Source organism: Streptomyces sp. IBSNAI002, assembly GCF_052244475.1.
Taxonomy (GTDB): Bacteria; Actinomycetota; Actinomycetes; order Streptomycetales; family Streptomycetaceae; genus Streptomyces.
This window is the reverse complement of record NZ_JBQPXG010000002.1, coordinates 5995715-6008893: the sequence shown is the minus strand read 5'-3', so window position 1 is coordinate 6008893 and position 13179 is coordinate 5995715. Positions and strand designations below refer to the sequence as shown.

13 protein-coding genes, 5 tRNA genes and 1 pseudogene are annotated in these 13179 nt (G+C 70.1%); 4 read left to right on the top strand and 15 right to left on the bottom strand.

The window, feature by feature from the left end; translation table 11 throughout:
- Window positions 1-177 precede the first annotated feature (177 nt).
- Together ACTVZO_RS29005 and ACTVZO_RS29000 are read left to right on the top strand one after the other, a co-directional pair.
- Window positions 178-411 (top strand): Lrp/AsnC family transcriptional regulator, encoded by a 234-nt coding sequence (locus ACTVZO_RS29005; protein ID WP_030028650.1) that lies wholly within the window; start codon window positions 178-180, stop codon window positions 409-411.
- A gap of 23 nt (window positions 412-434) precedes the next feature.
- Complete coding sequence (locus tag ACTVZO_RS29000; RefSeq protein ID WP_443301129.1) at window positions 435-935, top strand: DUF3515 family protein; 501 nt, start codon at window positions 435-437, stop codon at window positions 933-935.
- Window positions 936-1022: 87 nt separating this feature from the next.
- On the opposite strand, the gene ACTVZO_RS28995 is transcribed toward ACTVZO_RS29000, so the two are convergent.
- From ACTVZO_RS28995 to ACTVZO_RS28985, 3 genes are read right to left on the bottom strand one after another with little or no spacing between them, the layout of a single operon-like run.
- On the bottom strand, window positions 1023-2180 hold the full coding sequence (locus ACTVZO_RS28995; RefSeq protein ID WP_443301128.1) for a D-alanine--D-alanine ligase family protein: 1158 nt from the start codon (window positions 2178-2180) through the stop codon (window positions 1023-1025).
- Between the two features lie 39 nt (window positions 2181-2219).
- The gene (locus tag ACTVZO_RS28990; RefSeq protein ID WP_443301127.1) at window positions 2220-3230 is read right to left on the bottom strand and encodes an NAD(P)H-dependent glycerol-3-phosphate dehydrogenase; all 1011 of its coding nucleotides are present in this window, start codon (window positions 3228-3230) and stop codon (window positions 2220-2222) included.
- Complete coding sequence (locus ACTVZO_RS28985) at window positions 3227-3979, bottom strand: lysophospholipid acyltransferase family protein (protein WP_443301126.1); 753 nt, start codon at window positions 3977-3979, stop codon at window positions 3227-3229. Before ACTVZO_RS28985 ends, ACTVZO_RS28990 begins: the two co-directional genes overlap by 4 nt.
- A gap of 263 nt (window positions 3980-4242) precedes the next feature.
- On the opposite strand from ACTVZO_RS28985, the pseudogene cofC reads away from it, so the two are divergent.
- Window positions 4243-4845 (top strand): annotated as a pseudogene (gene cofC / locus ACTVZO_RS28980) (2-phospho-L-lactate guanylyltransferase); the annotation flags it as partial.
- A gap of 270 nt (window positions 4846-5115) precedes the next feature.
- Here the strand turns inward: cofC and ACTVZO_RS28975 are convergent.
- The 4 genes from ACTVZO_RS28975 to leuC all read right to left on the bottom strand — a co-directional run bounded on the left by ACTVZO_RS28975 (window position 5116) and on the right by leuC (window position 8325).
- On the bottom strand, window positions 5116-5793 hold the full coding sequence (locus ACTVZO_RS28975; protein ID WP_443301125.1) for an HU family DNA-binding protein: 678 nt from the start codon (window positions 5791-5793) through the stop codon (window positions 5116-5118).
- Window positions 5794-5938: 145 nt separating this feature from the next.
- Window positions 5939-6166, bottom strand: coding sequence for a hypothetical protein (locus tag ACTVZO_RS28970; protein ID WP_384224921.1), 228 nt, complete (start codon window positions 6164-6166; stop codon window positions 5939-5941).
- A gap of 137 nt (window positions 6167-6303) precedes the next feature.
- Window positions 6304-6897: a 3-isopropylmalate dehydratase small subunit gene (leuD, locus tag ACTVZO_RS28965; RefSeq protein ID WP_443301124.1), complete on the bottom strand. Its 594-nt coding sequence runs from the start codon at window positions 6895-6897 to the stop codon at window positions 6304-6306.
- 3 nt (window positions 6898-6900) lie between these two features.
- A complete protein-coding gene (leuC, locus tag ACTVZO_RS28960) occupies window positions 6901-8325 on the bottom strand; it encodes a 3-isopropylmalate dehydratase large subunit (protein ID WP_443301123.1) in 1425 nt (474 codons plus the stop codon).
- A gap of 184 nt (window positions 8326-8509) precedes the next feature.
- On the opposite strand from leuC, the gene ndgR reads away from it, so the two are divergent.
- Window positions 8510-9226, top strand: coding sequence for an IclR family transcriptional regulator NdgR (gene ndgR, locus ACTVZO_RS28955; protein WP_007266782.1), 717 nt, complete (start codon window positions 8510-8512; stop codon window positions 9224-9226).
- 161 nt (window positions 9227-9387) lie between these two features.
- Here the strand turns inward: ndgR and ACTVZO_RS28950 are convergent.
- From ACTVZO_RS28950 to ACTVZO_RS28915, 8 genes are all read right to left on the bottom strand, one after another.
- Window positions 9388-9460, bottom strand: a tRNA-Glu gene (locus ACTVZO_RS28950).
- A 27-nt stretch (window positions 9461-9487) separates the two neighbouring features.
- Window positions 9488-9559: transfer RNA gene (locus ACTVZO_RS28945), tRNA-Gln, on the bottom strand.
- 24 nt (window positions 9560-9583) lie between these two features.
- Window positions 9584-9656: transfer RNA gene (locus tag ACTVZO_RS28940), tRNA-Glu, on the bottom strand.
- Between the two features lie 61 nt (window positions 9657-9717).
- A tRNA-Glu gene (locus ACTVZO_RS28935) sits at window positions 9718-9790 on the bottom strand.
- A 27-nt stretch (window positions 9791-9817) separates the two neighbouring features.
- Window positions 9818-9889 (bottom strand) — tRNA-Gln (locus ACTVZO_RS28930).
- An 85-nt stretch (window positions 9890-9974) separates the two neighbouring features.
- Window positions 9975-10703, bottom strand: coding sequence for an HAD family hydrolase (locus ACTVZO_RS28925; RefSeq protein ID WP_443301122.1), 729 nt, complete (start codon window positions 10701-10703; stop codon window positions 9975-9977).
- Between the two features lie 139 nt (window positions 10704-10842).
- Window positions 10843-12321: a glutamate--tRNA ligase gene (gene gltX, locus ACTVZO_RS28920; RefSeq protein WP_443301121.1), complete on the bottom strand. Its 1479-nt coding sequence runs from the start codon at window positions 12319-12321 to the stop codon at window positions 10843-10845.
- Window positions 12314-13102 (bottom strand): fumarylacetoacetate hydrolase family protein, encoded by a 789-nt coding sequence (locus tag ACTVZO_RS28915; RefSeq protein ID WP_443301120.1) that lies wholly within the window; start codon window positions 13100-13102, stop codon window positions 12314-12316. The genes gltX and ACTVZO_RS28915 overlap by 8 nt, the downstream gene beginning before the upstream one ends.
- Between the last annotated feature and the right edge of the window lie 77 nt (window positions 13103-13179).

The window sequence follows — 13179 nt, the reverse complement described above, 5'->3', positions numbered from 1 at the left end:
ATACGTCAACTTCAGCTCTCCGTACGCCCCGCTGTGCGTGGCGCCGGGCCCGCGGGTCTCCCCGTGGCGCGCGGCGACGCGGTACCGTGGCGTCCCTTCTTCCCCCGGCCCTTTCGATCGTGTGGGGCCCACCCGAAGGTTAGGGGAAATGATCCTCGTGGCCGCCCTGGAGGTTCCGTGGTACAGGCGTACATCCTCATCCAGACCGAGGTGGGCAAGGCGTCGTTCGTCGCCGAGTCCATCGGCCAGATCCCGGGGGTGATCCAGGCCGAGGACGTGACGGGCCCGTACGACGTGATCGTGCGCGCCCAGGCCGACACCGTGGACGAGCTCGGCCGCATGGTCGTGGCCAAGGTCCAGCAGGTGGAGGGGATCACCCGCACCCTGACCTGCCCGGTGGTCCATCTGTAGCCCCCGTCTACTCTTGGCCGGTGATGACCCTCCACCGCCGGCCCCTCCGTGTCCGCATCGTGTCGGCCGTGCCCGCCGTGCTGGCCCTCGTGGCCGTCGCGGCGTGCTCGCCGGGCGACACCGAGGCCCGGGTCGACCCGCCGCCCGCGCCGCCGGCCAAAGTCGCGGGGTTCTGTGCAGCACTGCACGAGGAGCTCCCGGAGACGGTGGCCGGCCTGGCGCGGACCGGTACCGAACCGCGGTCCGCGCTGACCGCCGCGTGGGGCGGCTCGGCGATCGTACTGCGGTGCGGTATCCCCAAGCCCCCTGCGATGGCCGATGAGAAGCAGGAGGGCGTCCACGTGAACGGCGTCGCCTGGCTGCTGGAGAAGCTCGACGACGGGGGTTTCCGGTTCACCACCGGGATGCGGGAGGCGTACACGGAGGTCGTGGTCGACAAGGAGCATGCCACGGACGCGGGAATGCTCGTCGGACTGTCCACGGCCGTGGCCGCGACCGTGCCCGTGGGGATCTCGTCCTACTGAGGCCGCCGCCCCTCACACCGACCGCCCGCCCGCCGGCCCCGTGAGGGCCTGCGGGCGGGCGGTCGGCGGTCCGGGGAGCCCGTGCGGCTAGCGCAGCCCGGTGGAGCGGCGCAGGGCGGCCTGGATCAGCAGGTCGACGAGTTCCCGGTACTCGATGCCCGACTCCTGCCACATCCGCGGGTACATGGAGATCGGCGTGAAGCCCGGCATCGTGTTGATCTCGTTGATGACGAAGGTGCCGTCCTCGGTGAGGAAGAAGTCGGCGCGCACCAGGCCCTCGCAGGACGCGGCCTCGAAGGCCTCGATCGCGAGCCGCTGCACCTCGGCGGTCTGCTCCGGGGTCAGCGGGGCGGGCACGATCCCGGAGGCGGAGTCGATGTACTTCGCGTCGAAGTCGTAGAAGTCGTGGCTGGAGACCGGCGGGATCTCGGCGGGCGCGCTCGCGCGCGGGCCGTCCTCGAACTCCAGCACCCCGCACTCGATCTCGCGGCCGCGCAGCAGCGCCTCCACGATGATCTTCGGGTCGTGGCGCTGGGCCTCGCGGATCGCGGCGTCCAGGCCGTCGGCGTCGTCGACCTTGGTGATGCCGATGGAGGATCCGGCCCGGGCGGGCTTGATGAACAGCGGCCAGCCGTGCTCGGCGGCGAAGTCCAGGATCCGGCCGCGGGCGGCGTCGCGGTCGGCGGTCCACTCGCGGGGGCGGACGGTCAGGTACGGGCCGACGCGCAGCCCGAAGGAGGTGAACACCCGCTTCATGTAGTCCTTGTCCTGGCCGACGGCCGAGGCGAGGACGCCCGAGCCGACGTACGGGACCCCGGACAGCTCCAGGAGGCCCTGGAGGGTGCCGTCCTCGCCGTACGGGCCGTGCAGGACGGGGAAGACCACGTCGACCTCGCCCAGGGCCTTGGGGACGGCGCCGGGCTCGGTGTAGACGACCTCGCGGCTGGCGGGGTCGACCGAGAGCACGACGGCGCCGTCCTCGGAGTCGGCGAGGTCCGAGACGCTCGGCAGCCTGCGGTCGGCGATGGCCATCCGCGACGGCTCGTCGGCGGTCAGCGCCCACCGGCCGTCCGTGGTGATGCCGATCGGCAGCACCTCGTACTTGGAGCGGTCGATGGAGCGCAGCACCGCGCCCGCCGTGACGACCGAGATGGCGTGTTCCGAGCTGCGGCCGCCGAACACGACGGCCACGCGGGGCTTGCGGCCCTGCTGCTCAGGGGTCTGGGGGAGGTTCTCGCTGCTCATATCGCCACGAGGGTACCCGCTCGGACGTCCGGAAAGGACTCAGCGGCGTTCCGGTTTGGCGCTGCGTCCCATCAGTTCCTTGAGCGCGACCAGGGTCGGCTTGCCGTGGTGGACGATGTCGACGACCGTCTCGGTGATCGGCATGTCGATGCCGTACCGGTGGGCCAGATCGGCCACGGACTGGCAGGACTTGACTCCCTCGGCGGTCTGCTTGGTGACCGCGATGGTCTCCTCCAGGGTCATCCCGCGGCCGAGGTTGGTGCCGAAGGTGTGGTTCCGGGAGAGCGGCGAGGAGCAGGTGGCGACGAGGTCGCCGAGGCCGGCGAGGCCGGAGAAGGTGAGCGGGTCGGCGCCCATCGCCAGGCCGAGGCGGGTCGTTTCGGCGAGGCCGCGGGTGATGAGCGAGCCCTTGGTGTTGTCGCCCAGGCCCATGCCGTCCGCGATGCCGACGGCGAGGCCGATGACGTTCTTGACGGCGCCGCCGAGCTCGCAGCCGACGACGTCGGTATTGGTGTACGGGCGGAAGTACGGGGTGTGGCAGGCGGCCTGGAGCCGCTGGGCGACGGCCTCGTCCACGCAGGCGACCACGGAGGCGGCGGGCTGGCGGGCCGCGATCTCGCGGGCCAGGTTGGGGCCGGTGACCACGGCGACGCGCTCGGCGGGGACCTTGCCCACCTCTTCGATGACCTCGCTCATCCGCTTGGCGGTGCCGAGTTCGATGCCCTTCATCAGGGAGACGAGCACGGTGTCGGGGGCGAGCAGCGGGGCCCATTCGGCCAGGTTGCCGCGGAGCGTCTGGGAGGGGACGGCGAGGACGGTGAAGTCGGCGCCGCGGGCGGCCTCGGCCGGGTCGGTGGTGGCGCGGAGGTTCTCGGGGAGTTCGATCCCCGGCAGGTAGTCCGGGTTGGTCCGGCCGGTGTTGATGGCGTCGGCCAGCTCCCGGCGGCGGCCCCAGAGGGTCACCTCGCAGCCGGCGTCGGCGAGCACCATGCCGAAGGCAGTGCCCCAGGAGCCTGTTCCGTAGACGGCCGCCTTCACGGGACGTGTCACTTCGTGCCCTCCCCCGCGGCCTTGCGCCGCTGTTCCGCCCTGGCCTTGCGATGGTCGTACGGCTGCTCGGGCGCGGCCTCGCCGCGCACGTCCTCGAGGAGCGCGGTGATGGCCGCCATGATGACCTCGGTGGCCTCCTTGAGGACGTCCGGGGTGGGTTCCCGGTCGTAGAAGGCGGAGAGGTCGACGGGCGGTCCCGCGAGCACCTGGAGGGTCTTGCGCGGGAAGAGCCGGACCTTGTTCTCCCGGGCGTAGGGCGGCATCGCGAGGTTCGCGCCCCACTGGGCCACCGGGATGACGGGCGCCCTGGTGATCAGAGCGACCCGGGCGGCGCCGGTCTTGCCGGCCATCGGCCACATGTCGGGATCGCGGGTGAGGGTGCCTTCCGGGTAAAAGGCCACGCATTCGCCGCGCTCGATCGCGTCCACGGCCGCCCGGAAAGCTTCCAGGGCGTTGGTGCTCTCCCGGTAGACCGGGATCTGCCCCGATCCGCGCAGGATCGCGCCGACAATCGGGACCTTGAAGAGGGCCGCCTTGGCGAGCAATCGGGGTACCCGGCCGGTGTTGTACTGGAAGTGCGCGTAGGACAGCGGGTCCAGATACGAGTTGTGATTGACGGCGGTGATAAAGCCGCCCTCGGCCGGAATGTGCTCCATTCCCCGCCAGTCCCGCTTGAAGAGCACTACCAGCGGCGGTTTTGCGATGACCGCCGCCAGGCGGTACCAGAAGCCGATTCTGCGGCGGGACACTCGGACACCTTCCTCTTTGACCGGTGCGGGTACCTCCCAGCGGTGGCTGGGGGAGCTTGGGCACTCGTCGGCCGGACAAGTGTCGCCCCAGGCCCGGTCTCTGTCGAGAACACCGTACGCCCCGCTCGCGCGACAAGAGCCGCGGGTCGCCCGACGGAGGCGACAATGGGCCGGTACATGACCCGGCCATGACCTGACCATGGTCGGAACATGTCCCGCAGCGCACCGGAGGGAAGGGGTCGGTCACGAACGCCGTCTGGAGCCTGGTCGTCCCGTTGAAGCCTCTGGCGACGGCCAAGAGCCGTCTCGCGGCCGCGGTGGGCGCCTCCCGTCCGGGGCTCGCCCTCGCCTTCGCCCAGGACACCGTGGCGGGGGCGCTGGCCTGCGCGGCGGTCGCGGATGTGGTGGTCGTCACGGACGACCCGACCGCCTCGGGGGAACTGTCCCGGCTGGGGGCGCGGATCGTCGCGGACGGCCCGGGGGCCGGGCTCAACGCGGCCCTGGCCCACGGGGTGCGGGCGATACGGGCGGGCCGGCCGGGGGCGGCGGTGGCCGCGATGAACGCCGATCTGCCGGCCTTGCGGCCGCCCGAATTGCTACGCGTGCTCGAAAAGGCCGCGGTATTTCCCCGGGCATTTCTGGCGGATGCGGCCGGAATCGGGACGACCCTGCTTTCCGCTGCTCCGGACGTGGAATTGGCACCCGCGTTCGGTGGGCGCTCGCGGGCCCGGCATTCGGCTTCGGGGGCGGTGGAAATCTCCCTGTCGGGCGTGGACAGCGTGCGCCGGGACGTGGACACCGCGGAGGATCTGCGGACGGCGCTCGCCCTCGGTGTGGGGCCGCACACCGCCCGATACAGTGCCGGTATGCAGGCGACCGCGTACACGTACGACTCCCAGACCCGCAGCGGCAGTGTGCTGCTGGACGACGGCACCCCGGTGCCCTTCGGGGCCCCGGCCTTCGACGCGGGCGGCCTGCGGCTGCTGCGGCCCGGGCAGCGGGTGCGGATCGAGACGGACGGCGAGGGCGCGGCCCTGCGGATCACCCTGGTCACGCTGCAGACCTTCTGAGAGAACGCACCGCGGGCCGGTTTCCCCACCGCGGGGAAACCGGCCCGGCGTGTGTGACTCGCGCCCCTACTTCTTGCGGGCGGTGGTCTTCTTCGCGGTGGCCTTGCGCGTCGCCGTCTTCTTGGCGGGCGCCTTCGTCGCCGCCGTGGCCTTCTTGGCGGCCGGCGCGGTCTTCTTCGCGGTGGCGGTGGTCTTCTTCGCCGCCGTCGTGGCCTTCTTCGCCGCCGTGGTCTTCTTCGCCGTGGCCGTGGCCTTCTTGGCCGTGGCGGTGCTCTTCACCGCCGCCTTCTTGGCCGTGGCGGTGGTCTTCTTGGCCGTGACCTTCTTTGCGACCGCGGTCTTCGCCGCCGCCTTCTTGGCGGTGGTGGCCTTCTTCGCGGCGGCCTTCTTGACCGTCGCGGAGGCACCGCCGGTGAGGCTGCCCTTGGGCGCCTTCTTCACGGAGACCTCGCCGCCCTTGGGCAGCTTCTTGGTGCCGCTGACCAGGTCCTTGAACCCCTGGCCCGCACGGAAGCGGGGCACCGAGGTCTTCTTGACCCGGACGCGCTCTCCGGTCTGCGGGTTGCGGGCGTAACGGGCCGGACGGTCGACCTTCTCGAACGAGCCGAAGCCCGTGACCGAGACCCGGTCGCCCGCGACGGTAGCGCGGACGATCGCGTCCAGTACCGCGTCGACAGCGTCCGCGGCCTGCTGGCGGCCGCCCACCTTGTCGGCAATCGCTTCTACGAGCTGCGCCTTGTTCAACGTCTTCCCCTTCGGAGACTTCGCCAGAACGAATGTGTTCAAGCTTATTTCGCACGTTAGGCGGATATATACCGCAAATCAAACACGAAACGGGCTAATCACCCTAGTGCCGCAACGCTGGGGGACGTTACGGAGTTCCTTCGCATCAGTCGCCTTCAGGGAATCGACCCTCGTCAAGGTCCTTCATCAACCTGTCCAGGCGCCTTGCCGCATCGGCGAGATCGTGCTTCGCCGCGGCCGTGACGACCAACAGCTTCCGGGACAGCGCCATCCTTACGCCCTCCGGGACTTGCAGTGAGCGCACCCGTGTGTGTGCTTCTTTCAGCCGGTCCGCGACACGGTCGTAGAGCTCAAGTTGACTGTCGCGTTCCATGCACAGATTGTGCCATCTGGGGCGAGTTGTCGCCTCACGGGGCCTCAACACACAGCTGTGCCCCCCACCGGACGGTGGGGGGCACAGTGTTCTGGACGCGATCACCCGGGGGTGAATAAGCCCTGATCAGGCTGGAATCAGGCTTGAATCGTGCGCGGCTTGTGGGTCGGGCGGTTGCTTTCGTAGGTGGCGATGTCGGTTTCGTTCTGAAGGGTGAGGGAGATGTCGTCGAGGCCTTCGAGGAGGCGCCAGCGGGCGTTGTCGTCGAGTTCGAAGTCGGCGGTGATGCCTTGGGCTCGTACCTGGCGGTCGACGAGGTCGACGGTGATCTCGGCGGTGGGGTCGGTTTCGGTGAGCTGCCACAGCCGTTCGACGGTGTCCTGGGGCAGGACGACGGTCAGGAGGCCGTTCTTGAGGGAGTTCCCGCGGAAGATGTCGGCGAAGCGGGAGGAGATGACGGTTTTGAAGCCGTAGTTCTGCAGGGCCCAGACGGCGTGTTCGCGTGAGGAGCCGGTACCGAAGTCGGGTCCGGCGACCAGGACGGTCGCGCCGGCGCGTTCGGGGCGGTTGGTGACGAACTCGGGGTCCTTGCGCCAGGCCTCGAAGAGACCGTCCTCGAACCCGTCACGGGTGATCTTCTTCAGCCAGTGGGCGGGGATGATCTGGTCGGTGTCGACGTTGGAGCGGCGCAGCGGGACGGCCCGGCCGGTGTGGGTGGTGAAGGCTTCCATGGTTCAGACTCCGGCGGTGGCGTCGGCGGCGGACAGGTCGGCGGGGGAGGCCAGGTGGCCCAGTACCGCGGTCGCGGCGGCGACCTGCGGGGAGACCAGGTGGGTGCGTCCGCCCTTGCCCTGACGGCCTTCGAAGTTGCGGTTGGAGGTGGACGCGGATCGCTCGCCGGGGGCGAGTTGGTCGGGGTTCATGCCCAGGCACATCGAGCAGCCCGCGTGCCGCCATTCGGCCCCGGCGTCCTTGAAGACGCGGTCCAGGCCTTCCTCGACGGCCTGGAGCGCGACCCGGACCGAGCCGGGCACGACCAGCATCCGTACCCCGTCGGCGACTTTGCGGCCCTCGATGATCGAGGCGACGGCGCGGAGGTCCTCGATACGGCCGTTGGTGCACGAACCTACGAAGACGGTGTCGACGGTGATGTCACGCAGCGGCTGTCCCGCGGTCAACCCCATGTACTCCAGGGCCTTTTCCGCGGCATGCCGCTCCGAAGCGTCCTCGTACGAAGCGGGATCGGGGACGTTCGCCGACAGCGGCGCGCCCTGGCCGGGGTTGGTGCCCCAGGTCACGAACGGCGACAGCGCGGCGCCGTCGATGACGACCTCCGCGTCGAAGACCGCGTCCTCATCGGTGCGCAGCGTCCGCCAGTAGGCGACGGCACTGTCCCAGTCCTGGCCCGCCGGGGCGTGGTCACGGCCCTGGAGGTAGTCGAAGGTGGTCTGGTCCGGGGCGATCATGCCCGCCCGCGCGCCCGCCTCGATCGACATGTTGCAGATCGTCATCCGCGCTTCCATCGACAGGTTCTCGATGGCCTCGCCCCGGTACTCCAGCACATAGCCCTGGCCGCCGCCGGTACCGATCCTCGCGATGATCGCCAGGATCAGGTCCTTCGCGGTGACGCCCTCGGCCAGCGCGCCGGTGACGGTGATCGCCATGGTCTTGGGGCGGGCCAGCGGCAGCGTCTGCGTCGCCAGCACATGCTCGACCTGACTGGTCCCGATACCGAAGGCCAGCGCACCGAACGCACCATGCGTCGAGGTGTGCGAGTCACCGCACACCACCGTCGTGCCCGGCTGCGTCAGACCCAGCTGCGGACCGACCACATGGACGACACCCTGCTCCACGTCACCCAGCGAATGCAGCCGCACACCGAACTCGCCGCAGTTGCGGCGCAGCGTCTCCAGCTGGGCCCGCGAGACCGGGTCGGCGATCGGCTTGTCGATGTCCAGGGTGGGGGTGTTGTGGTCCTCGGTCGCGATGGTGAGGTCGAGGCGCCGGACCGTGCGGCCGGCCTGACGCAGACCCTCGAAGGCCTGCGGGCTGGTCACCTCGTGCAGCAGGTGCAGATCGATGAAGAGGAGATCGGGCTCGCCCTCCGCGCGCCGGACGACATGATCGTCCCAGACCTTCTCCGCGAGTGTCCTACCCATCGCTTTCCCTCCGGCCGGCCGGTTGTGCCGGCGCTTCATAGAGATCCAGTGCGCCGTGCCGTCCGTACCCCACGTCCCGGACGACGGCTCGGACCCAGTGGTTCGTGGACCCGCACATACAGACTCTCTGGTTCTTGGAAAAATTGAACTTGCGTTTCACAGTGTGAGACGTGAATATCGTTTCATGGACAACTCTAGCGGCGTCGGCGTTCTCGACAAGGCAGCTCTGGTACTGAGCGCACTGGAGTCCGGTCCGGCCACCCTCGCCGGGCTGGTCGCGGCGACAGGGCTCGCACGACCCACGGCGCATCGCCTTGCCGTGGCTTTGGAACACCACCGGATGGTGGCGAGGGACATGCAGGGCCGGTTCATCCTCGGACCGCGGCTGGCGGAGCTCGCCGCCGCGGCCGGCGAGGACCGCCTGCTGGCCACGGCGGGACCGGTACTCACCCACCTCCGTGACGTGACGGGCGAGAGCGCGCAGCTCTACCGCCGTCAGGGAGACATGCGCATCTGCGTGGCGGCCGCGGAGCGGCTGTCGGGCCTGCGGGACACCGTCCCGGTCGGCTCCACGCTCCCGATGAAGGCCGGCTCGGCCGCGCAGATCCTGATGGCCTGGGAGGAGCCCGAGCGGCTCCACCGCGGCCTGCAGGGCGCGCGCTTCACGGCGACGGCGCTCTCGGGCGTGCGGCGCCGCGGCTGGGCGCAGTCGATCGGCGAGCGGGAGCCCGGCGTGGCCTCCGTCTCGGCGCCCGTGCGCGGGCCGTCGAACCGGGTGGTGGCCTCCGTGTCGGTCTCCGGGCCGATCGAGCGCCTGACCCGCCACCCGGGCCGGATGCACGCCCAGGCCGTCATCGACGCGGCCGCCCGTCTCACGGAGGCCCTGCGCCGCTCCGGCTGACCTTTTCCCTCTTGCCCCGCACACCCCCGGGCCCGGGGGCGCGTACGACGCCGCACACGTCCGAACACGCGCCTCCGGGCCCGCACTTACGAGATGCCCGAACCCGGGCGGACACAACGAAGAGGCCCTCCGCGATGAACGCGGAGGGCCTCTTCCGTGCGTACCCCCGACCGGATTCGAACCGGCGCTACCGCCTTGAGAGGGCGGCGTGCTAGGCCGCTACACAACGGGGGCAAGCCTTGCAACTTTCGCTGCACTGCGCTGGGCTACCAGGACTCGAACCTAGAACAAAGGAACCAGAAACCTTCGTGTTGCCAATTACACCATAGCCCAAAGTGGTCTATACCAGACCAACAGTACCCCCGACCGGATTCGAACCGGCGCTACCGCCTTGAGAGGGCGGCGTGCTAGGCCGCTACACAACGGGGGCCCTAGCGATCCTGCATCAAGACGTACGGGAGCTACCCAGGACACCTCACGGGAAGGATCTGTACCCCCGACCGGATTCGAACCGGCGCTACCGCCTTGAGAGGGCGGCGTGCTAGGCCGCTACACAACGGGGGCTAAGCACTGCGTTACTACTGCACTGCGCTGGGGTACCAGGACTCGAACCTAGAATAAGGGAACCAGAAACCCTCGTGTTGCCAATTACACTATACCCCACCAAAAGTCAACCCCCTGCGGGGTTTTCTTTCGAGTGGCGCCCCCTTCTGGCCTTTCGGCCCGCTCGGGCGGCGCAGAAAGAACATTACCGGATGCCTGACCGTGCTCCAAAACGGGTATCGGCGGCCAGCAGCTCGGAGAGCAGGTCAAGGCCCTCGATACGGTGCACGCCGGCGGGCCCCTCCCCCCGGCGGCCGTCGCGGTCGAGCCAGATGGCGAGCAGCCCGGCGTCACGGGCCCCCCGCGCGTCGATCTCCGGCTGGTCCCCCACGTACGCCACCTCGCCCGGCGGCAGTCGCAGCGCCCCGCACGCGGCGAGGAAGGCGCCGGCCTCGGGCTTGCTGATCCCCAGCTCCACGGCGCAGACCAGCACCTCGAAGCGGTCGCGCAGGCCGAGGTCGCGCAGCTTGGGGTCCTGGTTGGCGGTGGAGGAGTTGGTGAGCACCCCGTGCCGGTATCCGGCCGCGAGGGCGTCGAGTGCGGGCACGACGTCGGGGAAGACCGCCCAGGCGGCCTTGTAGTGCGTGACGTACTGGTCGAACCAGGCGTCGGCCTCGCCGTCGGTCATCCCGGGCCGGTCCAGGAAGTCCCGCACCCGGTCGCGCCGCTGCCCCTGGAAGGTGCCCTCGCCCCCGGCGAACCGCGCCCAGTGCCGGTCGGTGATCTCCCGCCACAGCGCGAGGGCCTGCGCGGGGGTCCCGTACCGCTCCGCGATCCGCTCGGCCTCCAGGTGCCGCGAGAGCCCGGTGGCGTCGGCCCCCGTGTAGTCGAAGAGGGTGTCGTCGATGTCCCAGAGCACGGCACGGATCGGCATGGAACCGAGCCTACGCGGTGGCCCCGCGCCGCGTGGGCACGTTGGAGAAGCGGGAGCGGCCGGGAGCGGGAGCGGCCGGGAGCGGGAACGCCGGAAGGGGCGGCCGCGGGAAACGGCCGCCCCTTCCGGGGGTGCGGGATCAGGCGGCGAGCTTCGCCAGGGTCGCGTCGATGCGGGACAGGGAGCGGTCCTTGCCCAGGATCTCGAGGGACTCGAAGAGCGGCAGGCCGACCGTGCGGCCGGTCACGGCCACGCGGACCGGGGCCTGGGCCTTGCCGAGCTTGAGGCCGTGGGCCTCGCCGGCGGTCAGGACGGCCTGCTTGAGGGACTCGGGGTCCGACCAGTCGGCGTTGGCGAGGTTCTCGCGCGCCGTCGTGAGCAGGGCCGCGGGCTCGCCCTTCATCGCCTTGTCCCACGAGGCCTGGTCCTCGACCGGCTCCTTGCGGAACAGGAAGTCGACGTTGGCGGTGATGTCCGACAGGACGGTCACCCGGGTCTGGGCGTACGGCGCGATGCGCTCCCAGGCCTCGGCGTCGAAGTCCTCGGGCTCCCAGTTGGCGTGCGGGGCGGCCAGCCACGGGGCGCAGGCGTCCGCGAAGGCCTTCGGGTCGAGCAGGCGGATGTGGTCGCCGTTGATCGACTCGGCCTTCTTGAGGTCGAAGCGCGCCGGGTTGGCGTTGACCCCGTCGATGTCGAACTTCGCCACCATCTCCTCGATGGAGAAGACGTCCTGGTCCTTGGAGAAGGACCAGCCGAGGAGCGAGAGGTAGTTCAGCAGGCCCTCGGGGAGGAAGCCGCGCTCGCGGTACAGGTTGAGCGAGGCCTCGGGGTCGCGCTTGGAGAGCTTCTTGTTGCCCTCGCCCATGACGTACGGCAGGTGGCCGAAGGCGGGGGTGGTCTTGGCGACGCCCAGCTCGATCAGCGCCTTGTACAGGGCGATCTGGCGGGGGGTGGAGGACAGCAGGTCCTCGCCGCGCAGGACGTGCGTGATCTCCATCAGCGCGTCGTCCACCGGGTTGACCAGTGTGTACAGGGGGGCGCCGTTGGCCCGGACGATGCCGAAGTCCGGCACGTTCTCCGGGGTGAAGGACAGCTCGCCGCGGACCAGGTCCGTGAAGGTGATGGTCTCGTCGGGCATCCGGAAGCGGACGATCGCGCTGCGGTGCTCGCCCTGGTAGGCCTCGACCTGCACGGTGGTGAGCTCGCGGCAGTGGCCGTCGTAGCCGGAGGGCTTCCCGGCGGCGCGGGCGGCCGCGCGGCGCGCGTCGAGCTCCTCGGTGGTGCAGTAGCAGTGGTAGGCGTAGCCGCCGTCCAGGAGCTTCTGCGCGACGTCCTTGTAGATGTCCATGCGCTCGGACTGGCGGTACGGGGCGTGCGGGCCGCCGACCTCGGGGCCCTCGTCCCAGGTGAAGCCGAGCCAGCGCAGCGAGTCGAGCAGCTGGCCGTAGGACTCCTCGGAGTCGCGGGCCGCGTCGGTGTCCTCGATGCGGAAGACGAACGTGCCGCCGTGGTGGCGGGCGAACGCCCAGTTGAACAGGGCGGTGCGGACCAGGCCCACGTGGGGGTTGCCGGTCGGGGAGGGACAAAAACGTACGCGGGGGGAGTTCGCGTTAGCCACGCTTGATCACCTTGTTGGTGAGAGTGCCGATGCCTTCGATGGTGACGGCGACCTCGTCGCCGACGTTCAGGGGGCCGACTCCGGCCGGGGTCCCCGTGAGGATGACGTCGCCCGGGAGCAGCGTCATGGCCTCGGTGATGTGGACGATCAGGTCCTCGATGGAGCGGACCATGTCGCTGGTGCGGCCGAGCTGGCGCTGTTCGCCGTTGACCGTGCACTGGATGGTCAGGTCGGCCGGGTCGAGGTCGGTCTCGATCCAGGGGCCGAGGGGGCAGGAGCTGTCGAAGCCCTTGGCCCGCGCCCACTGCTTCTCGCGCTGCTGGACGTCGCGCGCGGTGACGTCGTTGGCGCAGGTGTAGCCGAGGATGACGTCCTTGACCCGCTCCCTGGGGACCTCTCGGCACATGCGGCCGATGACCACGGCGAGCTCCGCCTCGTGGTGGAGGTCCTGGGAGAAGGAGGGGTACGTGATCGGGTCGCCCGGGCCGACCACCGAGGTGGAGGGCTTGAAGAAGGTGATGGGGGCGTCCGGGACCTCGTTGCCGAGCTCCGCCGCGTGCTCCGCGTAGTTGCGGCCGATGGCCACGACCTTGTTCGGGAGCACGGGCGGCAGCAGGCGCACCTTGCTCAGCGGGACCTTCGTGCCGGAGAGCTCGAAGTCCGCGAACGGGATGCCCTTGATGATGTCGAGGACGAGCTCGCCTCCGGCGCCGGGGGCGGCATCGCCCTCGACCGCGCCGAAGGCGACATTGCCGTCGATCGAGAACCTGGCGATGCGCACGTGTTGCGTCTGCCCCTCTGTATGTCCGCTGGCTGGAGTCTGCGGCTCCAGGCTAACGCGGTCGGCAGTGGCGCTTC